Source organism: Marinobacterium marisflavi (assembly GCF_982447095.1).
Map to the genome: position 1 here is coordinate 1,198,813 of NZ_OZ457898.1, position 19,478 is coordinate 1,218,290.

The window sequence follows — 19,478 nt, forward strand, 5'->3', positions numbered from 1 at the left end:
ATAGACGCTATGCGTGATTTTGACGATTCGCTACCGCTGAAGCTACTAAAGGCCCGCGAAGTAACCATGAGTTACTTTCGGCCAGTGCTGCAGCAGGTGGCGTTGACGGAGCAACAGTGGCGGGTGATCCGTGCGCTGCGTCAGTACCCGGACTCGGAGGCCAAGGAGCTGGCGAAACGCTGCGCCATTCTCAGCCCAAGTCTGACTGGGATACTGAGTCGTCTGGAGCAGCAGGAGCTGATATCACGCCGTAAATCGACAGAGGACCAGCGAGTTGTGCTGATCTCTCTGACCGATAAAGCGCAGCAGATGTTTGCTGAGGTGGCGCCGCTAGTAGACGAGCGCTACCGCCATCTCACCAAACAATTAAGCGCCAGTGATATGAAAAAGCTGGATCAGCTGCTCGACAAAATTCTGCAGCTCAAACCTGATCAGTAGATTCAACGAGCGTTTGAGACAGAGCAACACTTGTGCTGCTCCAGAGGTTTAAGCTGGACGGCATGAACAGAAAAATGAGTGAGTAAATCATGGGAAAACTAGCCCTCGCAGCAAAGATTACGCACGTACCTTCGATGTATCTATCGGAGTTCCCGGGGCCGCGTAAGGATACGCGCAAAGCAGCCATTGATGGTCACAAAGAGATCGGTCGTCGCTGTCGCGAACTGGGTGTGGATACGATAGTGGTATTTGATACTCACTGGCTGGTTAACGCTGGGTACCATGTGCTCTGTACAGATCACTTTAAAGGCGACTACACCAGTAACGAGCTGCCGCACTTCATTAATCACATGGAGTATGATTTCCCGGGTAACCCGGAGCTTGGTCATATCATCGCTAAAGAGTGCAATCTGCAGGGTGTTGATACGTTGGCGCATGATAAAACCTCTCTGGCACCAGAGTACGGCGCGCTAGTACCCATGCGCTATATGAACGAGGACCAGCACTTCAAAGTGGTTTCGATCTCGGCGCTCTGCATGGTGCACTACCTCAACGACAGCGCGCGCCTGGGTTGGGCGCTGCGTAAAGCGATTGAGGAGCACTATGACGGTACTGTAGCAATTCTGGCGAGTGGCTCTCTGTCACACCGCTTTGCGCAGAATGGCCGTGCGCCTGAGTTTGCGCACAAAATCTGGAGCCCATTCTTAGAAAATCTCGACCATATGGTTGTGGATATGTGGGAGAACGCCCAGTGGCCAGAGTTCTGTGAGATGCTGCCTGAGTATGCCGTGAAAGGGCATGGTGAGGGCTTGATGCACGACACGGCGATGCTGCTTGGGGCGCTGGGGTGGAGCGAGTACGATCAGCCGGCGGAGGTGGTGACGCCTTACTTCGGCGCTTCGGGTACCGGCCAGATCAACGCGATCTTCCCGGTGACGCGGGTTAGCGGTGATCAGGTGCCCGCGCCAATGGCTGTGGATGGTGCCGCGACTGAGCCGACCGGACGGCTGTAAATATCGCGAACCTGCGCTGCGCGCAGATCGCTCGTACAGATTCTTGTGAAGGAGGGATCTCGGCGCAGCCGAGGTCGCGACCGCTTTCGGTTAAAACCAGGGCTTCAGCTCCGAAACCAGTTTCAACGTCGAATCATTTAAGGACTGCCGGTGGCTGATTACGTCGGCAAGGTCCGAGGTGATTGTACGGCCGCGTGCAACCCCAACCATCACATTCGAGTAGCCCGCCATTAGGTAGTGTATGGCGGCATTACCCAGCGCTGATGCCAACAACCGATCGTTAGGGGAGGGTGTGCCGCCGCGTTGAATGTGCCCCAAAATCGTAACTAAAGAGTCAACACCAAGCTCGCTGAGTTGGTGTTGAATCTCGTACGACACCCCGGTGTTACCGCCTTCTGCCACAACGATGATGCCGCTAGTGGCACGGTCTGACTTGCGCAGTTGGTAGAGGCGATGACACACCTCCTCCATATCCCAGGGAGCTTCGGGTATCAGGATTAACTCAGCACTAGTGGCAATGCCAGTATGTACGGCCAAAGCGCCAGAGTTGCGCCCCATACACTCAACAATGTGAAAATACTCGTTTGAGTTGGCGCAGTCGCGAATACGGTCAACTGCCGTCACGGCCGTGTTCAAAGCGGTATCGAAACCGATACAGACTTCGGTGCCATAGATATCATTATCGATGGTACCTGGCAGGCAAATGACCGGAAAACCGAACTCTTTCTCCATCAGGCGCGCACCGGTGAGCGAACCATCACCGCCAATCACGATTAGCGCTTCGATGCCGGCTTCACGGAGGTTGTTAACTGCCTGCTCTCGCGTTTCGCGCTGATGGAACTCCAGACAACGCGCGCTCATCAGCGTCGTTCCGCCACGTTGAATGAGGTTGCAAACGTTCTCAGCGTTTAGTGGCATGTAGGCGCGCTCAAGCAGGCCAGAATAGCCTCGCTGAATACCAGTCACTTCGATATTGAAGTGGTTGGCGGTTCGCACAATCGCACGAATAGCAGCGTTCATTCCGGGTGAATCGCCACCGCTCGTTAGCACTGCGATCGACTTATAGGACTCAATCTGTTTTAGATCGGGAATTAGGTACATCTCAAGCTCGCTTGCGATAGAAACGTTCGGGTCGTCCTACTGTACCGTAGTTGATATCGGCGCTCAGCTCCTGCTCGCCAACCAGATATTCCAGATAACGACGTGCCGTGGTGCGGCTGGAACCAATCTGTTCGCCCACCTGCTCAGCACTGAGGCTGGTAACTGGATCTGAGAATACCGAGCCAATCTTCTCCAGCGTCAGGGGGTCGATACCTTTGGGAAGGTTTCTTGTGGGCGCTGTCCCCGCCGGCGCCGCGGTGCCGTTTTGGTTGCGGTTGCGCGGTAAGAGCTGGTCCACCATATCTTGTGATAGTTCAGGGCCTGTCGACTGCATGGTAGAGCGGTGCTCAGAGTACTGCAGCAGTGACTGTTGCAAACGGTCAAATACGAGCGGTTTCAAAACGTAGTCGAATACGCCCAGTCGCAGCGCCTCAGACAGAGACTCGGTCTCTTTAGCGGCGGTAACCATGATGACGTCGCAGGGGGAGTCCCCCTGACGCAGCTGGCGCAGTAGCGCTAAACCGCTGCCATCGGGGAAGTGGATATCCAGCAGCACCAGATCAGGCTGGAGTACCTCAAGCATCTCGTTTGCGTCACGCGTAGTGTGGCTGATACCCACCACCTCGAAACCGTCTATCCGTTCGACAAAACGACGTTGTATCTCAGCGATCTGCGGATCGTCTTCGGCGATCAGTATTCGACAATTTTTAGACATCCTTGCTCCTAGCTGCAGTGCTGCGCGGTATGTAGAGCGTAAAACGGCTTCCCTGCGTCGTCAGCGTCTCAACAGTGATATTGGCATTGAGCTGTCTACAGATCTCGCTAACCAGGTGTAGCCCAATGCCGCGGTTCTCCCCTTTGGTGGAGTAGCCTTGACGGAAAATAGCTTCGCGTTGTTCGTTGTCGATACCCGGGCCTTGGTCCTCGACTTCGATGACGATCTCCTCGCCCAGATCAGTAAACGAGAGACTAACCTGCTCACCATTATTACCCAGCGTTGCCTCAAGCGCATTATCGATAAGATTACCGACCAGCGTCACAAGTTGCTGAGAGTCAATGTGTTTTGGCAGCTTGGAGAGGTTGGAGTCCTCATCAATGTCGAGACGTAAGCCGAGCTCGCTGGCGCGGTTGTATTTGCCCAGCAGGAGACCAGCGAACAGATGATCGTCGACTGAATCTTTAATCCAGCTCAGCAGTGCTTGATGGCCCGCAGTCTCCTGACCGATCAACTCAAGCGCCTCATCTTTCGCATCAATCGAGATTAGGCCCGCTATCGTGTGAAGCTTATTGGCATACTCATGGGCTTGGGAGCGAAGTGCATCAGCATACTGACGTATACGCGTCAGCTGGCGGCTAACCTCCGCCAGTTCATCCTTAGGCCGGAAGCTAGCCACAACGCCGACTAAGTCGTCGCCACGCATGATCGGTAGGCGGTTGATGATCAGCGTGCGGCCATTGATGAACGTCTCGCGGTCATACTCCGGTGAGCCGGTTTCGAGCATCGCCGGTAGGCGTGATTCGGGTAGAACCTGGTTCAGAGGTTGTCCTGTAAGGATCTGATCTTCGGGGAGATTGAGCGCCTTGAGTGCGGCACGGTTAAAGGTGGTGATCTTACCGTCGGCATTAATCGCAATAATACCCTCGCGCACCGACTCGAGTGTGGCGTTACGCTCAAGGAAGAGGGCGGCGATCTCGTGAGGCTCTAGATCAAAAATCGCCGCACGGAACCGCCGACCAATGTAGTAGGCGATCAGAATCGACAGCGCCAAGAGTACCCAGGTCACTATGATGATCGTCTCTTGGTAGTTGGAGACCGTCTGTTCGATCGTGGTTGTCAGGTAGCCTACAGATACTACGCCGACCACTTTGCCGAGATCATCAAATACCGGTGTTTTGCCGCGGATTGATTCGCCGAGGCTGCCGACCGCTTTAGAGATGTAACTCTCACCCAGTTCGAGCGCGCGGTAGTTGTCGCCTCCCACCATCGGTTTGCCAATTCGTTCAGGTACCGGGTGTACGAGACGAATACCGGCCGCATCGCCAATGGAGATAAAGCTGGCATCGGTTGCAAGTCGCAGATCGGCCACAATACTCTGAACGGTCGGGCTATCGCCACGAGCAACGGCATCACGTATCGAGGGGGTCTGAGAGATCATAGAGGCGAGCTGCAGAGCCCGTTGCCCCATCTGTTCCTCGAGCGAGTCGCCGAGGTATCGGAGTGTGAATACACCGAGGATCACGGCCTGTAGAAGAATTAACAGGCTCAAAGCGATCATCAATCGAGTGCTAATTTTAAGTCGAGCGGTGCGCATATGCGTTATGAACTGGCTGTTTTTATTTTGGTTAAATGATGCCAGATCTACTCAGTGAAGGGTATAAAAAACCGGGAGCCGCTGCTGCTAGCACTTAGGTTGTATACCCCGTTGATAGCCGATCGACCTGGTCTTGTGATACTTTTCGCGCGTTAGATTTTTAATTGATAGACGCTTTTTCTCGCTATCGAGAACAGAAAAATAAAGAGAAGTACCCATGGACGAAAAACCGATCATTATCGCTGGTGCTGGTATCGGTGGTTTAGCTCTCGCGCTAACACTCCAGCAGCTCAACATCCCCTGTGTTGTATTGGAATCAGTGTCTGAGCTCAAGCCTCTGGGCGTGGGTATAAACCTGCAGCCAAACGCAGTGCGCGAGCTGTACGAAATGGGTATCGGTGAGGAGCAGCTTGATAAGGTAGGTGTCAAGACGCAAGAGTGGGCCTTGGTTGGTCGTAATGGCCGCGAAATCTACTCAGAGACCCGTGGTATTCTTGCGGGTTACAACTGGCCGCAGTATTCGGTGCATCGGGGTCAGTTGCAGATGCTTCTGCATGACACCTTTATCGAGCGCGGTGGTGCTGACTCTCTGATCCTCGGCTACAAAGTGGCCAGTTACACCAATGAAGCTGAGGGCGTGCGTGTAGTCGCGCAGGCCAAAGACGGCTCTACTCGCGAGTTCGAGGGCGCGCTTTTAGTTGGCGCCGATGGTCTGCACTCAAATGTCCGTGCTCAGATGTACCCGGACCAACCGGTGCCACACTGGAGCGGCGCAATTATGTGGCGTGGAGTCACTCGCGCTAAACCGCTGCGCACCGATGCCTCCTTTGTGGGGCTAGGCCATCACGACCACCGCCTAGTTCTATATCCCATCTCTCAGCCCGATGCTGAGGGCTACTGCATGATGAACTGGATCGCAGAGATCACCGTTGATACCAAGGATGGCCTTCCTAGTGGGGACTGGAACCGTAAGGTTGAACTCAGTGATTTTGCGCACCACTTTGCTGACTGGAGCTTTGACTGGCTCGACGTGCCAGCGATGCTCGAGCAGGCAGGCGATATCTACGAATACCCGATGATAGACCGAGACCCTGTGCCAACATGGATTGACGGCCGAGTCGTGTTGATGGGTGACGCTGCGCACGTGATGTACCCAGTGGGTTCAAACGGTGCCAGTCAGGCAATTGTTGATGCCCGCGAGCTGGGTGCTGCGTTTATTGAGCACGGTGTTGGCACTGCAGCGACTAACGCGTATGACAAAAAATTGTGCGAGCCGATCTCGGCACTGGTCCTGCGTAATCGTGGCTCGGGGCCTTTTGGCTTGCTGCGTGAGGTAGAGGACCGCTGTGGTGGTGAGTTTACCGATATTCGCGATGTGATGAGCCAGCAAGAGATGGATGAGTTCATGCACAACTACAAGGCTGCAGCGGGTTTCGCTATGGAAGCACTCAATAGCGCGCCGTCTATTATCCCAGAAGAGGCCTGTGCCTGAGATGTTACAACACTTCATTACCATCAAATATGTCGCTGATACGCCAGCCGAACACCGCGATGAATTCTGTCGACGCATGTTGGCACTGAAACAGTCGATTGCAGAGATTGAGCAGATTGAGATCGGCGTAGATATTGTGGGTGAGGCACGCTCGTGGAGCTTGCTGATTAAACTGGTAGTGGCTGATGTTGATGCGTTAGTGCGCTACCAGCAGCATCCAGATCATCAGGCGGTCATCAAATTTAACGCCCCATATGTTGCCGATGTGGGTGTGATCGACTTTGAACAGCTCCTCGCCTAATCCGTAAAATTCTACACGAGAACAGAAGAGGTCTAGCAGCACCCTCGAGAATTACAAAGTAAATGTTGAAACCTATGGTGAAGGTGAGCGCAAGGTTATCGCTTTGAACTGGACCCCAGGAAGCAGATATCCATATGTTTATTGAGGCATGGTGCTGAAGAGACAGAGCATCTGCAAGTGACTTGGGCTCAATGATCTACCATCTATGTGCCTAGGTGGGTATAATCTGCGGCTTCAATTTTTAGGGCTTCTGGCATCTGCCTGCGCAGGTGGTACCAGTAGCAAAACTTATGTGGCCTGTCGTAGGGGTCACCACTGAGATTTAGGACTCTGTAATGCCTGTTATTACCCTCCCTGATTCAAGCAAGCGCGAATTTGCCAATCCTGTTACTGTTTTTGATGTTGCTATGGATATCGGTCCTGGTTTGGCGAAAGCTGCATTGGCTGGCCGCGTCGATGGCGAACTGGTTGATACCTCGTTTCTGATTAGCGAAGACGCTAACCTCGCGCTCATTACAGCCCGCGACGAAGAGGGCGTTGACGTTATTCGCCACTCCTGTGCTCACCTGATGGCGATGGCTGTGCAGGAGCTGTTCCCGGGCGCGCAGGTAACTATCGGTCCGGTTATTGAAGACGGCTTCTACTACGATTTCGCTTACGAACGTCCATTCACGCCAGAAGATCTTGAGAAGATTGAGACGCGCATGAATGAGCTCTCAAAACAGAATCTACCGGTGGAGCGCTCGGTGATGGAGCGTCCAGATGCGATCAAGCTGTTTGAGCAGATGGGTGAGAAGTACAAGGTCGAGATTATCGACTCGATCCCGGGTGAAGAGCCGTTGTCGTTCTACAAACAGGGCGACTTTATCGACCTCTGTCGTGGTCCGCACGTACCCTCTACCGGTCACATTAAAGCGTTTAAACTTATGAAAGTTGCTGGTGCATACTGGCGCGGTGACGTTAAGAATGAGCAGCTGACGCGTGTATACGGTACTGCCTGGGGTGACAAGAAAGAGCTAAAAGCCTACCTGCATCGTCTCGAAGAGGCGGAGAAGCGTGACCACCGTAAACTGGGCAAGCAGTTGAATCTGTTCCACCTGCAGGAAGAGGCGCCAGGTATGGTGTTCTGGCATCCAAATGGCTGGACACTCTGGCAGGCGGTTGAGCAGTACATGCGTAACCAGCAGCGCGCGCGCGGTTACCAAGAGATCAAAACACCTCAGGTTGTTGAACGTACCCTGTGGGAAAAATCGGGTCACTGGGACAAGTTCCAAGAGCAGATGTTTACCACTCACTCTGAGAGCCGTGACTTTGCTGTTAAGCCGATGAACTGCCCGTGTCACATTCAGGTGTTCAACCAGGGTCTGCGCTCATACCGCGACCTGCCGCTGCGCATGGCTGAGTTTGGCTCGTGTCACCGTAATGAACCGAGCGGTGCACTGCACGGCATTATGCGTGTACGTGGCTTTGTTCAGGACGATGGCCACACCTTCTGTGCTGAAGATTCGATCCAGCCAGAAGTGGCTGAGTTCATCGACTTCCTGCATGAGGTCTATGCTGATTTTGGTTTCAGCGACATTATCTACAAACTCTCTACGCGCCCAGAACAGCGTGTAGGTTCAGATGAGGTTTGGGATAAGGCTGAGAAAGCACTGGCTGACGCGCTGGATGCAGCCGGTTTGGATTGGGAAGAGTTACCTGGGGAAGGTGCGTTCTACGGTCCGAAGATTGAGTTCTCGCTACGTGACTGCCTTGGGCGTGTCTGGCAGTGCGGCACGATTCAGGTCGACTTCTCGATGCCAGGCCGTCTAGATGCACAGTTTGTGAACGAAAAAGGTGAGCGCGAAACGCCAGTTATGCTGCACCGTGCTATCCTTGGATCGTTCGAACGATTTATCGGCATTTTGATTGAGCACTACGCTGGAGCACTGCCTGCTTGGCTGGCGCCAGTACAGGTTGCAGTGATGAATATCACCGATAATCAGGCCGAACATGTACAAAATGTGAAGAAACGCCTTGAAAAAGCGGGTATTCGTGTGGTTGCGGACTTGAGAAACGAGAAGATCGGCTTTAAAATCCGCGAGCGAACAATTCAGAAGATTCCATACCTCCTCGTTGTCGGTGACAAAGAAGTCGAGGCAGACGCTGTCGCAGTGCGCACGCGTACCGGCGAAGATCTAGGAACTCTGAGCGTTGACGCCTTTGCTGAATTGATCACTAACGAAGTGGCGCGCAAAGGGCGCAGCGAATAATTAATCACTAGGAGATAGTGCTATCAGACGTGATAATCGTCGTGGCGGTCGTGCAAACCTGCCGCCAATTAACGAAAATATTAAAGCGCGTGAGTGCCGCCTAATCGGCGCTGACGGTCAACAGGTCGGAGTAGTCTCTATGCCAGAGGCACTTCGCATTGCACAGGAATCGGAGCTGGATCTGGTACAGATCTCAGACGCTGATCCAATAGTCTGTAAGGTTATGGACTACGGCAAGCACCTGTATGAGCAGAAAAAACGTGCCTCTGAGGCGAAGAAGAAACAGACTCAGATGCAGGTTAAAGAGATTAAGTTCCGTCCAGGGACTGAAGAGGGGGATTATCAGGTAAAACTACGCAACCTGATACGTTTCCTAGAAGGTGGAGATAAAACCAAGATCACTATCCGCTTCCGCGGACGTGAGATGGCTCACCAGGAGCTCGGAATGGAGCTGCTGAATCGAGTTGAGGAGGATCTTGCTGAACTGGGTACAGTTGAGCAGCGTCCGAAGCTTGAGGGTCGTCAAATGGTGATGGTTCTAGCTCCAAAGAAAAAGTAGTCGGAATCTCTTCCAAACCCGCCTTGGCATCCTCGGGTGACAGTGCGGGTTTTGTACGTTCCGATTGATAACTAACGAATGCGTGGAGTAGTGAAATGCCAAAGATTAAATCTGTCCGCGGTGCGGCCAAACGTTTCAAAAGAACTGCTAATGGCTTCAAGCACAAGCAGGCCTTCAAAAGCCACATTTTGACCAAGAAGACCACTAAGCGTAAGCGTCAGCTTCGCCCAATGCTTCAGGTACACGCAGCTGATCAGGCTCTGATCAAGCGCATGCTACCTTACATCTAATTGGTTACGAATTAAGCGAATAGGAAGGACTAAATATGCCTCGCGTAAAACGTGGTGTACAAGCTCGTGCACGTCATAAGAAAGTATTGAAACAGGCTAAAGGTTACTACGGCGCTCGTAGCCGTGTATTCCGAGTTGCCAAACAGGCTGTCATCAAAGCAGGTCAGTACGCTTACCGCGACCGTCGTCAGCGTAAGCGTCAATTCCGTGCTCTGTGGATTGCGCGTATCAACGCCGCAGCTCGCATCAACGGTCTGTCATACAGCCGTCTGATCTCTGGTCTGAAAAAGGCTAACGTAGAGATCGACCGTAAAGTACTGGCTGATCTGGCCGTTCATCAGCAGGCAGCGTTTAGCGCTGTTGTTGAGAAAGCCAAAGCAGCACTGGCCTAAGACCACTTAGCCTCATCCTTTGGATGCGGTTAATTGATCGACTCAGATAGGGGAAGGGTGCATGCTCTTCCCCTATTTTTGTTTCAGGCACTTTTGAATAACTCTCCAACCCAAAGTGGAGCCACAAATGGAAAATCTTGACGCCCTAATGGCGGAAGGAAAAGCCGCTGCATTGGCAGCGACTGATGTAAAAACGCTTGATGAAGTACGTGTTCAATATCTGGGTAAGAAGGGGCACCTTACCCAGCTGTTGAAAGGCTTGGGTAAGCTATCCAATGAAGAGCGCCCAGCGGCCGGTGCACGTATCAACGAGGCCAAAGAGGCGGTCTCTGAGGTTCTTAACGCTCGCAAAGCAGAGCTCGAGAATGCTGCACTGGAAGCCAAGTTGGCAGCCGAGACTGTTGATGTAACCCTGCCAGGCCGTCAGGCTGAGGTGGGTGGTCTGCATCCAGTAACCAAAGTGATGGAGCGTATCGAAGCCTTCTTTAGCCGTATTGGCTACTCTGTGGAAGAGGGTCCTGAGATCGAAGATGACTACCACAACTTCGAAGCACTCAACATTCCATCGCACCACCCAGCGCGTGCGATGCACGACACCTTCTACTTCGACGCACATCGTCTACTGCGTACCCACACCTCGCCGGTGCAGGTGCGTACGATGGAAGCGCAGAAACCACCTATCCGTATTATCTGTCCGGGTCGCGTCTATCGTTGCGACTACGACCAGACGCACTCACCGATGTTCCACCAGGTAGAGGGTCTGATTATCGATAAGGGCATCAGCTTTGCAGACCTTAAGGGTACGCTAGAGCAGTTCTTGAAGGAGTTCTTTGAGGAGGAGGTGAAAGTTCGCTTCCGTCCGTCATATTTCCCATTCACTGAGCCGTCAATTGAGGTCGATATTGACCGTGGTGATGGCAAGTGGTTGGAGGTTCTCGGTTGCGGCATGGTGCACCCCAAGGTGCTGAAGATGTCGGGTATCGATCCTGAAGAGTACACCGGTTTTGCTTTCGGTATGGGTGTAGAGCGCTTTGCGATGCTGCGTTATGGCGTCGATGATCTGCGTCTCTTCTTCGAAAATGATCTGCGCTTCCTCGGCCAGTTCAACTAAGCGCCGGGAGTAGGAACTTATGAAATTTAGTGAACAGTGGTTACGTGAACTGGTGCAGCCCGAGCTTGATGCTCAGGCACTGGCAGATCAGTTGAGCCTTGCGGGCCTTGAGGTCGATGATGTCGAATCGGTCGCAAGTGATTTTAGCGGTGTTGTGGTCGGCGAGATTCTCTCGGCTGAACAGCACCCAGATGCTGACAAGCTGCGCGTTTGTCAGGTAAGCAACGGTACAGAGACTTTCCAGGTGGTGTGTGGTGCCCCCAACGCCCGTGCTGGAATCAAAACCGCCTTTGCGATGGTCGGTGCAACGCTGCCCGGTGACTTCAAGATCAAGAAAGCCAAACTGCGTGGTGTAGAGTCTATGGGTATGCTCTGTGCTGAAGATGAGTTGGGTCTCTCGGATGATCACGACGGCATCATGGAGCTGTCTGCCAATGCACCGGTAGGGCAGGATGTGCGCGAGTACCTCAACCTCAATGACATGATCATCGATGTTGACCTGACCCCTAACCGCGGCGACTGTCTTGGCATGGTAGGTATGGCGCGTGAAGTCGGAGTACTAAACAAAGTACCCGTGGCAGAGATCGACTGCTCGCCAGTGGCAGCGTCTATCGACGATCAGATCAGTATCGAGCTGCAAGCACCGGCTGCGTGCCCTCGTTACCTGGGCCGTATCATCCGTAACATCAATATCAACACTGAAACCCCGCGCTGGATGGTTGAGCGCTTGGAGCGCTCAGGCGTACGCTCTATCGATCCTGTCGTAGACGTCACTAACTACGTGCTGCTTGAGCTGGGCCAGCCGATGCACGCTTTCGATCTGAATAAGCTTGAGGGTGGTATTCGTGTACGTATGGCAGAGCAGGGAGAACCCCTGAAACTGCTGGATGGCTCCGAAGTTAAACTCAATGCGGATACGCTGGTAATCGCTGACCACAACAAGGCGGTAGCGATGGCGGGCATCATGGGTGGTGGCAACTCAGAGGTCTCTGAAGAGACCACCGATATCATGCTGGAGTGTGCTTACTTTGATCCTATCGCTATTGCGGGTCGCGCACGTAACTACGGCATGCACACTGACGCTTCGCATCGCTACGAGCGCGGTGTCGACTGGCAGTTGCAGGCGCGTGCAACAGAACGTGCAACCGCGCTACTGCTGGATATCGTGGGTGGTGAAGCGGGCCCCGTGGTTGAGGCTGAATCTAAAGCCGATCTGCCTGAATCAGTCACAGTAAGCCTGCGTCATGAGCGCGTTACCTCACTGTTGGCTCTGGAGATTCCAGCGGCTGAGATTGAAGAGATCCTCACTCGCCTCGGTATGCAGCTCTCTGCGATGCAGAGCGGTGTATGGACCATTGCGGTTCCTAGCTACCGCTTCGATATCAGCATCGAAGAGGATCTGATTGAAGAGATCGCTCGCGTTTACGGCTACAACAAACTGCCATCTAAAACGCCGCGTGCAGAGCTACCTCTGCCGAGCATCAAAGAGTCGCAGGTTGGTGTGGGGCAGGTGCGTCGTCATCTGGTTGCGCGTGGCTATCAGGAAGCGATCACCTACTCATTCATTGAATCGGGTCTGGCGAAACTCTTTGATGATCAGCATGATGCAGTTGCACTGGCTAACCCAATCTCGGCTGAGATGGCTGTAATGCGTACTACTCTGTGGGCGGGTTTGAGCAAAGCTGTTGCTTACAATCAGGCGCGTCAACAGAGCCGCGTGCGTCTATTTGAGATCGGTCAGCGCTTCGTTGAAGAGGGGGGTGAACTGTCACAGGCAAACTCTCTAGCCGGCATCATTACCGGTAACCGTCAGCCCGAGAGCTGGATGGGTAAGAGCGATAAGGTCGACTTCTTCGATATCAAAGGTGATCTGGAGTCGCTGCTAGAGATGGCTGGTGATGCTGAGTCGTACGCCCTAGTTGCCGATAAGCACGTTGCTTTGCATCCGGGGCAGTCAGCACGTATCGAACGCAACGGCAAAACTGTCGGCTGGATCGGTGCAATGCACCCATCGCTGCAGAAGCAGTTGGACCTTAATGGCCCCGTTTACCTGTTCGAGCTTGAGCTAGCTGAGCTGCTGGAAGGCACACTGCCGCGCTTCAGCTCGTTGTCAAAATTCCCAGAGTCACGTCGTGACCTCGCGATGGTGATCGACCAGCAGGTCGGCTTTGACGCGGTACGTCAGATCGCTAAAGAGAAGGGCGGAGAGTTCCTTAAAGATGTCATCCTGTTTGACGTATATACTGGCCAAGGTATTGAAGCAGGACGAAAAAGTTTGGCTCTCGGCTTGACGTGGCAGCACCCATCGCGCACTCTTAATGAAGAAGAGATCAACGCATCGGTTGCTGCGGTTGTTGAGTGTTTAACCAACGACCTCGGTGCCGTACTCCGAGACTAAGCGAGGGTGGTAGCATGGCATCGTTGACGAAAGCAGATATGGCAGAGCGCCTCTTTGAGGAACTTGGCCTGAATAAGCGTGAAGCGAAGGAGATGGTTGAGTCCTTCTTCGACGAGGTTCGCGAGAGTCTTTCGCACAACGAACATGTGAAGTTGTCGGGCTTCGGCAACTTCGACCTGCGCGACAAACGTCAGCGCCCAGGTCGCAACCCTAAAACAGGTGAAGAGGTGCCTATCTCGGCTCGCCGAGTAGTCACCTTCCGCCCTGGTCAAAAGCTGAAAGAGCGCGTTGAGATCTATGCAAGAACAGCCGCCGATCCAAGCTGAAGCGGATCCAATCCCCTCGAAACGCTACTTTACCATTGGTGAAGCTAGCAAACTCTGTGACCTAAAGCCGCACGTACTGCGTTACTGGGAGCAGGAGTTCGAGCAGATCAAACCGGTAAAACGGAACAACCGTCGCTACTACCAGCGCCAAGACCTGCTGCTAATCCGTCAAATAAAAGGCCTCCTCTACGATCAAGGTCTAACGATCGCCGGTGCACGGCAATGGCTTAAAGGCGATGCGGGCGATGACGACAACACAAGATACAAACAGCTGCTGCGACAAACCATCAGTGAGCTTGAATCGATCCTAGAGACACTTAAGCGTAAATAGCTGTTTTCATCTTTTTTAAGCCAGATAAAAGCTTCACACAATCAACCCGTTAGGCTATTATCTCGCCCTCTTTCGGAACGTAGCGCAGCCTGGTAGCGCACTGTCATGGGGTGTCAGGGGTCGGAGGTTCAAATCCTCTCGTTCCGACCAAATTAAAAGAAAAGGGGCCACTCAAAGAGTGGCCCCTTTTCTTTTAATCCGCCGAAGGCGCAGAGGATTTCCGAGTTATTTATCAAGGTTCACAAAATTGCCGGGAGCAAATTACTCGGGCAATCCTGCCCTCGCCCTCCAAATCTCAAGCCCGAGCCCCAAAAGGTCGCGTAACGCGCTTCGCGTACAACGCTCCTACAATGCTAGACTATTTCGATCTTCGAGGAGCCCAAGCCATGTCCATCGAGAGCGCAATCTCGTTTTTTATTGCAGTACTGATCTTCGGCGTCACCCCAGGTCCAGGGGTTTTTGCCATTCTAGCCCGTGCTCTTGTGTCCGGTGCGCGCTCGTGTTTTTGGCTGGCTCTAGGTATGACCATCAGCGACATGCTATACCTCATCGCAGCTTGCTTGGGCCTGGCAGCCATCGCCACCCACTGGGGTGAACTCTTCACCGCCATCCGTATCCTTGGTGCAATCTACCTCGTCTATCTCGGCTGGAAAATGTGGAATGCTCCACTGGAGCTCAACGAGGCTGATGACAAAGTGGGTCGCAGTGCCGGTATTTTGAGCTTCACACAAGGCTTTCTAATCTCAGCGTCAAATCCGAAAGTAATCCTCTTTTACATCGCATTCCTGCCGACTTTTATGGACCTTAGCGTCTTGAATGCTACGGACATTGCTCTGGCGTCGGTTTTAACGCTGATTGCATTGATGATTGGCTTGATGGGAATTGCTCTCTTTGCCGCGAGAGCACGTAAGTTTTTTCGCTCGCAAGCTGGGGTAAAGCGGCTAAATCGCAGCGCAGGTTCAATTATGATGGGGGCGGGTGCTTACCTGATCTCTCGAGGCTAACTCTGATTTAATCTAATCTAATCTAACCAGCTCTTCCAGGGTGAGCAGATATAAACGATTAAGATCCTGGCTCTCAGCGTTGTAGAGGCATTTCCTGAGCATTCGTTCAAGATATCCGAGCTCACGCACGAGCTTTACACGTGTTCGCATTATCTGCACAGTAGGGCCTCCCGTTCTGCTGATATAGCGCTCGCTATGCGAAAGTAGTTCCGAGTTGCGTTTGAGTCGGTCGATAAGATCCTGTTGGAGTGCAATGCGCCACATCGCATGTTTGATGGCTATGTTGGGGAAATCGTGATCTTGAGAGCTGCGAAGGGACTCTCGCAGAGCACCGTATTCATATGCATGTGCAAAATGGGTGACTAGTGCGTTCACAGCATCCTCGGTACAATCGTGCAAACCCAGTACTGACAGACTCAGAGTAGTTCATTTGGCAGACATGTCACTGTACAAAATTTCAATTTAGGGTTAAGCCTCATCATTATGTCTTCAATAAAGAAAATTCGGCTTGCGATCTCCCTCATGTCGTTTGTCGCAATCGTTGCCCCCTTTATGTATCTGCTGGGGCAGGCGGACACACAATCTGCGTTTGAGGCCAACAGCCGATGGTTGATCTATTACACCCTATTTTGGGTCGCTTTAATGTCCCTGCTGTTAATGCGTAACCGCAGGTTTTTCGGTGATGAGACCCCGTTTGATATTTTAGTGCGCAAAACTAAAGGTCTGATCGACTGGTTGCGAGTTAAAGATTGATGAGCAGCCCCGTGCGCGGCTTTTTGGGTATTGCTGCTGCCAGCATTCTTTGGGGCACTACCGGTACAGCGGCTAGCTTTGCAATCGATCTTAGCCCATTGGCTATCGGTGCCTTCGCGATGGGTGTTGCAGCATTGTTGCTGGGGCTGAACTCGGCCACATTGCTACATCGACACTTCCAGCAGATTGTCCATCGTCCTCTGCTCCTTTGCGCGGGCGGAACCGCTGTCGCAATTTATCCCTTGGCGTTCTATTCGTCGATGCATCTTGCCGGAGTCGCCGTGGGTACTGTGGTGTCTATCGCGAGCGCGCCACTCTTTGCGGCGCTATTGGAGTGGATTTTCGATAAACGTGCGGTTAGCCGGCGTTGGATGGTCAGTTTTGTGTTGGGCGTGATCGGTATTGTGATGCTCTATGCAGGCAAGGTTGTACCGCCGGACTCCGCTAACGAGGCTGGGAGCTCGACGTTCTGGGGCTTGATTCTGGGGCTCGTAGCTGGGCTCACCTATTCACTCTACTCCTGGGTTGCCAAAGTTCATATATCATCCGGTATTGCTTCCCGCGCCTCGATGGCAGCGATGTTTCTACTCTCCAGTCTGGTGCTGCTGCCATCACTAGTTTTTACCGGCGAGAATCTGTTCGCCGGCCCGACAAATACTGGGGTGGTGATCTACATGGCGCTGGTGCCCATGTTTCTTGGTTACCTCTGCTTTGGTTACGGATTAAAAACTATTAGTGCGAGCAGCGCGACGCTGATTACATTGTTGGAGCCAGTGGTGGCTGTGATATTGGCGGTTGGACTACTCGGGGAGCAGTTCCACCTGATTGGCTGGCTTGGTGTGTCTGCGATTCTGCTATCGATGCTGACACAACTAGAGCGCCGATCCTAATCGGGTCTTTTGGTCCCTCTGCGTCACTCAGCCGTGCTACCAAAATACCCGAGAGTCTTATCTGTCCGTTTAAGACTTTTCTATTAGAAATCAGACCTGACAGTTTTCGATTTTTGGTTGATCCTGTAAGCAAGTTAAACAGCTTCAGATTGTCGATATACAGAGTGTTGAGTAAGGGACAGGGTTTTACCAAGGATGGTAGCTACACCGCCACGGCAGGGAGCCAAGGCGGTGTTTTTTTGTTTGCCCTAAGGCTAGAGGCGCCAGTAAAAGTTACTGCACTGCTTGTGAAACACCTCAATGCGACTGTAGCTATCAGCCGAGCGCCCAGCGATGCCCGCACAGATGTGCAGTGGAATTAGATGATCCTCTCGTGGCTGGCAAAAACGCGCGTAGGGAGCCTGTTCCCAGTTCACCAGTGAAGCCCTAATCTCGGTGTACTCTTTTGCTGGGCCGCTCAACGTCGCCTCAAGCCAATCCTCAAAGCCAGCATTGGCTTGGTTTACCTCTTGCGTTGCGGGTGCATAAAAGGCGCGCATGTTGTGAAAGGTGAAGCCCGAACCGATGATCAATAGCCGTTCAGCGTCCAGAGACCGCAGTGCCTCGCCAATCGCTAGGTGCTGCTGCGCATCGAGTGAAGCGTGCATCGACAGTTGCAGCACTGGTATGTCGGCGTCGGGGTAGAGCAGTTTTACCGGTACAAAAACACCGTGGTCCAGCCCTCTCTCCTGTTCGAGTTCCGTCGGAAAACCCTGCGCATACAGCGTAGCTTTAATCTTCTCAGCCAGTTCTGGTGCGCCCGGGCATGGGTACTCAATCTGGTACGCCTCTTCCGGGAAGTTATAGTAGTCGAAATAGAGTTCTGGGCTTGGGCTAGCAGTGACCCTTAATCCCTCGGTCTCCCAGTGTGCACTGAGCACCAGTATTGCATCCGGACGCTCAAAATCGCGGGCATACTGCTGCAGGGCGTCAATCAGTTGCTGATGGTCGGGATCGTTGAACAGCGGCCGAGGGCCGCCGCCATGCGAGACGAACAGAAGATCAGTGTTGCGTAGCATTCTCGGATTTTCCTTTTAGGCCAGACGCTGTGAAATTGCGCGGTCGGCTGACAGTTTACCACCACCGGAAACCATAAGGGCGAGTGACGCAGCGAGCAGTATCAGAGCGTACTCGTAGCCGTTGTTACTCATAAACAGACCATTCTCCAAGTGAACCACAAAGGTGGCTACCGCCATCGCGACTGCATTCACCAGCGCGGCGGGTCGTGTCAGCAGGCCAAGCGCCAGTGCGAGACCGCCGAAAAACTCAGCTGCACCCGCTAAAAATGCCATTAATAGGCCGGGAACCAAACCAATTGAGGCCATCCACTGCCCGGTCGCCTCAAGTCCGTAGCCGCCAAACCAGCCGAAGAGTTTCTGCGCACCATGGGCGGCTAGAATTAGACCTACAGGCACACGCAGGATCAGAGCACCCCAGCCCGCATCAGTGTTTAGAAGTTGAGAGATTAGTTTGTTCATGGTGTTACCTCCAAAGCGATCGCTTTTAATTCAGTTAATGAAGTAAAGAGTAGCGATAAATAAAACGTTTATTAATTAGTCTATTATTGTTTAACTATAAACATTTCGTTTATTAAAAGGGTGGTTTCTAAATGGATAAGTTTCAACAGATACGCACCTATCTAGCGGTGGCAGAGCAGGGGAGTTTTGTTGCGGCCGCTGACACGCTCGGTCTATCTCCGCAGTTAGTTAGCAAATATGTTGCGGCCTTGGAGGCGGACCTAGGTTCTCGACTGCTGAATAGGACGACCCGTCGAGTCAACATGACCGAGGCAGGGGCCCAGTATTTTGCTGAAGCGAGTGAATTGATTGAGGCGCTTGAACGCCTTGAGTCTCGTATCACTTTAACCCAGCAGAGCGTGCGGGGTGTTTTGCGCGTGAGCGCGCCGGTATCTCTGGGAAGTCGGTTTTTGGGCGAGGCGGTACAGCGCTTTCAGCAAGAGTATCCAGAGGTGAGCGTTGATCTGCAGCTTAACGACCGTAAAGTCGATATCGTCGAGGAGGGGTTTGATATTGCGCTGCGCATCGCGCGTTTGAAAGACTCCTCTCTGGTGGCGCGTAAGCTCTCTGAAGTACCCATTAGCTACTGCGCTGCACCCTCATACCTTAAACTACGAGGGACGCCGAGGGTAAAGGCGGAACTCAAAGAGCATCGCCTGTTGCGCTATTCCTATCTGGATGGGCCGCCACCGAGCGGGAGTGAGGCTTGGCTGGGTAGTAATTCCGGTGATTTTCTTGTTGATGCCGCGCGAGCGGGTGCTGGTGTCGTCTCTGTGCCTAGGTTCATGGTTAGACACCGGCTAGAGCTGGGTCAGTTAGCAGAGGTGTTATGTGATGAGCCGCGCGAGGTGCTTGGGCTCTATGCGGTCTACCCGCATAGAGCACTGTTGCCGCTTAAGGTGCGCAGCTTTAGCGATCACCTTGTACAGCACTTCAACCGCAACCCGCTTTGATCGCTG

21 protein-coding genes and 1 tRNA gene are annotated in these 19,478 nt (G+C 53.0%); 17 read left to right on the plus strand and 5 right to left on the minus strand.

Annotated elements, in window-relative coordinates; all coding sequences use genetic code 11:
* Nucleotides 1-9 precede the first annotated feature (9 nt).
* On the plus strand, nt 10-438 hold the full coding sequence (gene hpaR / locus AC1WNR_RS05930; protein ID WP_481643602.1) for a homoprotocatechuate degradation operon regulator HpaR: 429 nt from the start codon (nt 10-12) through the stop codon (nt 436-438).
* A gap of 89 nt (nt 439-527) precedes the next feature.
* Nucleotides 528-1,451, plus strand: coding sequence for a 3,4-dihydroxyphenylacetate 2,3-dioxygenase (hpaD, locus tag AC1WNR_RS05935; protein WP_481643603.1), 924 nt, complete (start codon nt 528-530; stop codon nt 1,449-1,451).
* A 90-nt stretch (nt 1,452-1,541) separates the two neighbouring features.
* Here the strand turns inward: hpaD and pfkA are convergent, their stop codons facing one another.
* The 3 genes from pfkA to AC1WNR_RS05950 are packed head-to-tail and all read right to left on the minus strand — an operon-like array spanning nt 1,542 to nt 4,828.
* A complete protein-coding gene (pfkA, locus tag AC1WNR_RS05940; protein WP_481643604.1) occupies nt 1,542-2,552 on the minus strand; it encodes a 6-phosphofructokinase in 1,011 nt (336 codons plus the stop codon).
* A gap of 1 nt (nt 2,553) precedes the next feature.
* Nucleotides 2,554-3,267, minus strand: coding sequence for a response regulator (locus AC1WNR_RS05945; RefSeq protein ID WP_481643605.1), 714 nt, complete (start codon nt 3,265-3,267; stop codon nt 2,554-2,556).
* Nucleotides 3,260-4,828 carry an ATP-binding protein gene (locus AC1WNR_RS05950; protein WP_481643606.1) on the minus strand — a complete coding sequence of 523 codons (1,569 nt, stop codon included), beginning with the start codon at nt 4,826-4,828 and terminating at the stop codon, nt 3,260-3,262. Before AC1WNR_RS05950 ends, AC1WNR_RS05945 begins: the two co-directional genes overlap by 8 nt.
* Before the next feature lie 253 nt (nt 4,829-5,081).
* Between AC1WNR_RS05950 and AC1WNR_RS05955 the strand changes: the two genes are divergently transcribed.
* The 14 genes from AC1WNR_RS05955 (at nt 5,082) to AC1WNR_RS06020 (ending at nt 16,963) form a co-directional block, all read left to right on the plus strand.
* A complete protein-coding gene (locus AC1WNR_RS05955) occupies nt 5,082-6,356 on the plus strand; it encodes a flavin-dependent oxidoreductase (protein ID WP_481643607.1) in 1,275 nt (424 codons plus the stop codon).
* 1 nt (nt 6,357) lies between these two features.
* The gene (locus tag AC1WNR_RS05960; RefSeq protein ID WP_481643608.1) at nt 6,358-6,657 is read left to right on the plus strand and encodes a Dabb family protein; all 300 of its coding nucleotides are present in this window, start codon (nt 6,358-6,360) and stop codon (nt 6,655-6,657) included.
* Nucleotides 6,658-6,992: 335 nt separating this feature from the next.
* Nucleotides 6,993-8,909, plus strand: coding sequence for a threonine--tRNA ligase (thrS, locus tag AC1WNR_RS05965; RefSeq protein ID WP_481643609.1), 1,917 nt, complete (start codon nt 6,993-6,995; stop codon nt 8,907-8,909).
* Between the two features lie 67 nt (nt 8,910-8,976).
* Nucleotides 8,977-9,468 carry a translation initiation factor IF-3 gene (gene infC / locus AC1WNR_RS05970; RefSeq protein ID WP_481645366.1) on the plus strand — a complete coding sequence of 164 codons (492 nt, stop codon included), beginning with the start codon at nt 8,977-8,979 and terminating at the stop codon, nt 9,466-9,468.
* 95 nt (nt 9,469-9,563) lie between these two features.
* The gene (gene rpmI, locus AC1WNR_RS05975; RefSeq protein ID WP_169450407.1) at nt 9,564-9,758 is read left to right on the plus strand and encodes a 50S ribosomal protein L35; all 195 of its coding nucleotides are present in this window, start codon (nt 9,564-9,566) and stop codon (nt 9,756-9,758) included.
* A gap of 35 nt (nt 9,759-9,793) precedes the next feature.
* Nucleotides 9,794-10,150: a 50S ribosomal protein L20 gene (gene rplT / locus AC1WNR_RS05980; RefSeq protein ID WP_481643610.1), complete on the plus strand. Its 357-nt coding sequence runs from the start codon at nt 9,794-9,796 to the stop codon at nt 10,148-10,150.
* Between the two features lie 127 nt (nt 10,151-10,277).
* Nucleotides 10,278-11,261 (plus strand): phenylalanine--tRNA ligase subunit alpha, encoded by a 984-nt coding sequence (pheS, locus tag AC1WNR_RS05985; protein WP_481643611.1) that lies wholly within the window; start codon nt 10,278-10,280, stop codon nt 11,259-11,261.
* A 19-nt stretch (nt 11,262-11,280) separates the two neighbouring features.
* On the plus strand, nt 11,281-13,659 hold the full coding sequence (gene pheT, locus AC1WNR_RS05990; protein ID WP_481643612.1) for a phenylalanine--tRNA ligase subunit beta: 2,379 nt from the start codon (nt 11,281-11,283) through the stop codon (nt 13,657-13,659).
* 14 nt (nt 13,660-13,673) lie between these two features.
* On the plus strand, nt 13,674-13,985 hold the full coding sequence (gene ihfA / locus AC1WNR_RS05995; protein WP_481643613.1) for an integration host factor subunit alpha: 312 nt from the start codon (nt 13,674-13,676) through the stop codon (nt 13,983-13,985).
* A complete protein-coding gene (locus tag AC1WNR_RS06000) occupies nt 13,957-14,316 on the plus strand; it encodes a MerR family transcriptional regulator (protein WP_481643614.1) in 360 nt (119 codons plus the stop codon). Before ihfA ends, AC1WNR_RS06000 begins: the two co-directional genes overlap by 29 nt.
* Nucleotides 14,317-14,389: 73 nt before the next feature.
* A tRNA-Pro gene (locus AC1WNR_RS06005) sits at nt 14,390-14,466 on the plus strand.
* A gap of 236 nt (nt 14,467-14,702) precedes the next feature.
* Entirely contained in the window at nt 14,703-15,320 is a 618-nt protein-coding gene (locus AC1WNR_RS06010) for a LysE family translocator (protein WP_481643615.1), read from the plus strand.
* A 522-nt stretch (nt 15,321-15,842) separates the two neighbouring features.
* Entirely contained in the window at nt 15,843-16,073 is a 231-nt protein-coding gene (locus AC1WNR_RS06015) for a hypothetical protein (protein ID WP_481643616.1), read from the plus strand.
* Nucleotides 16,073-16,963, plus strand: a complete 891-nt coding sequence (locus AC1WNR_RS06020) for a DMT family transporter (protein ID WP_481643617.1) — start codon at nt 16,073-16,075, stop codon at nt 16,961-16,963. The genes AC1WNR_RS06015 and AC1WNR_RS06020 overlap by 1 nt, the downstream gene beginning before the upstream one ends.
* Before the next feature lie 254 nt (nt 16,964-17,217).
* Here the strand turns inward: AC1WNR_RS06020 and AC1WNR_RS06025 are convergent, their stop codons facing one another.
* Together AC1WNR_RS06025 and AC1WNR_RS06030 are read right to left on the minus strand one after the other, a co-directional pair.
* On the minus strand, nt 17,218-18,021 hold the full coding sequence (locus AC1WNR_RS06025) for a DODA-type extradiol aromatic ring-opening family dioxygenase (RefSeq protein ID WP_481643618.1): 804 nt from the start codon (nt 18,019-18,021) through the stop codon (nt 17,218-17,220).
* A 15-nt stretch (nt 18,022-18,036) separates the two neighbouring features.
* A complete protein-coding gene (locus AC1WNR_RS06030) occupies nt 18,037-18,480 on the minus strand; it encodes a DoxX family protein (protein ID WP_481643619.1) in 444 nt (147 codons plus the stop codon).
* Between the two features lie 131 nt (nt 18,481-18,611).
* On the opposite strand from AC1WNR_RS06030, the gene AC1WNR_RS06035 reads away from it, so the two are divergent.
* Nucleotides 18,612-19,472, plus strand: coding sequence for a LysR family transcriptional regulator (locus AC1WNR_RS06035; RefSeq protein WP_481643620.1), 861 nt, complete (start codon nt 18,612-18,614; stop codon nt 19,470-19,472).
* Nucleotides 19,473-19,478: the final 6 nt, after the last annotated feature.

Excerpts from the sequence above, each read along its gene's own strand:
- pfkA (WP_481643604.1), bottom strand. The coding sequence starts at position 2,552 with ATGTACCTAATTCCCGATCTAAAACAGATTGAGTCCTATAAGTCGATC.
- AC1WNR_RS06010 (WP_481643615.1), top strand. The coding sequence starts at position 14,703 with ATGTCCATCGAGAGCGCAATCTCGTTTTTTATTGCAGTACTGATCTTC.
- AC1WNR_RS05960 (WP_481643608.1), top strand. The coding sequence starts at position 6,358 with ATGTTACAACACTTCATTACCATCAAATATGTCGCTGATACGCCAGCC.
- ihfA (WP_481643613.1), top strand. The coding sequence starts at position 13,674 with ATGGCATCGTTGACGAAAGCAGATATGGCAGAGCGCCTCTTTGAGGAA.
- rpmI (WP_169450407.1), top strand. The coding sequence starts at position 9,564 with ATGCCAAAGATTAAATCTGTCCGCGGTGCGGCCAAACGTTTCAAAAGA.
- AC1WNR_RS06000 (WP_481643614.1), top strand. The coding sequence starts at position 13,957 with ATGCAAGAACAGCCGCCGATCCAAGCTGAAGCGGATCCAATCCCCTCG.
- AC1WNR_RS06030 (WP_481643619.1), bottom strand. The coding sequence starts at position 18,480 with ATGAACAAACTAATCTCTCAACTTCTAAACACTGATGCGGGCTGGGGT.
- hpaR (WP_481643602.1), top strand. The coding sequence starts at position 10 with ATGCGTGATTTTGACGATTCGCTACCGCTGAAGCTACTAAAGGCCCGC.
- AC1WNR_RS05945 (WP_481643605.1), bottom strand. The coding sequence starts at position 3,267 with ATGTCTAAAAATTGTCGAATACTGATCGCCGAAGACGATCCGCAGATC.
- AC1WNR_RS06020 (WP_481643617.1), top strand. The coding sequence starts at position 16,073 with ATGAGCAGCCCCGTGCGCGGCTTTTTGGGTATTGCTGCTGCCAGCATT.
- AC1WNR_RS06035 (WP_481643620.1), top strand. The coding sequence starts at position 18,612 with ATGGATAAGTTTCAACAGATACGCACCTATCTAGCGGTGGCAGAGCAG.
- AC1WNR_RS06015 (WP_481643616.1), top strand. The coding sequence starts at position 15,843 with ATGTCGTTTGTCGCAATCGTTGCCCCCTTTATGTATCTGCTGGGGCAG.
- rplT (WP_481643610.1), top strand. The coding sequence starts at position 9,794 with ATGCCTCGCGTAAAACGTGGTGTACAAGCTCGTGCACGTCATAAGAAA.
- hpaD (WP_481643603.1), top strand. The coding sequence starts at position 528 with ATGGGAAAACTAGCCCTCGCAGCAAAGATTACGCACGTACCTTCGATG.
- pheS (WP_481643611.1), top strand. The coding sequence starts at position 10,278 with ATGGAAAATCTTGACGCCCTAATGGCGGAAGGAAAAGCCGCTGCATTG.
- AC1WNR_RS05950 (WP_481643606.1), bottom strand. The coding sequence starts at position 4,828 with ATGATCGCTTTGAGCCTGTTAATTCTTCTACAGGCCGTGATCCTCGGT.
- AC1WNR_RS05955 (WP_481643607.1), top strand. The coding sequence starts at position 5,082 with ATGGACGAAAAACCGATCATTATCGCTGGTGCTGGTATCGGTGGTTTA.
- AC1WNR_RS06025 (WP_481643618.1), bottom strand. The coding sequence starts at position 18,021 with ATGCTACGCAACACTGATCTTCTGTTCGTCTCGCATGGCGGCGGCCCT.
- pheT (WP_481643612.1), top strand. The coding sequence starts at position 11,281 with ATGAAATTTAGTGAACAGTGGTTACGTGAACTGGTGCAGCCCGAGCTT.
- thrS (WP_481643609.1), top strand. The coding sequence starts at position 6,993 with ATGCCTGTTATTACCCTCCCTGATTCAAGCAAGCGCGAATTTGCCAAT.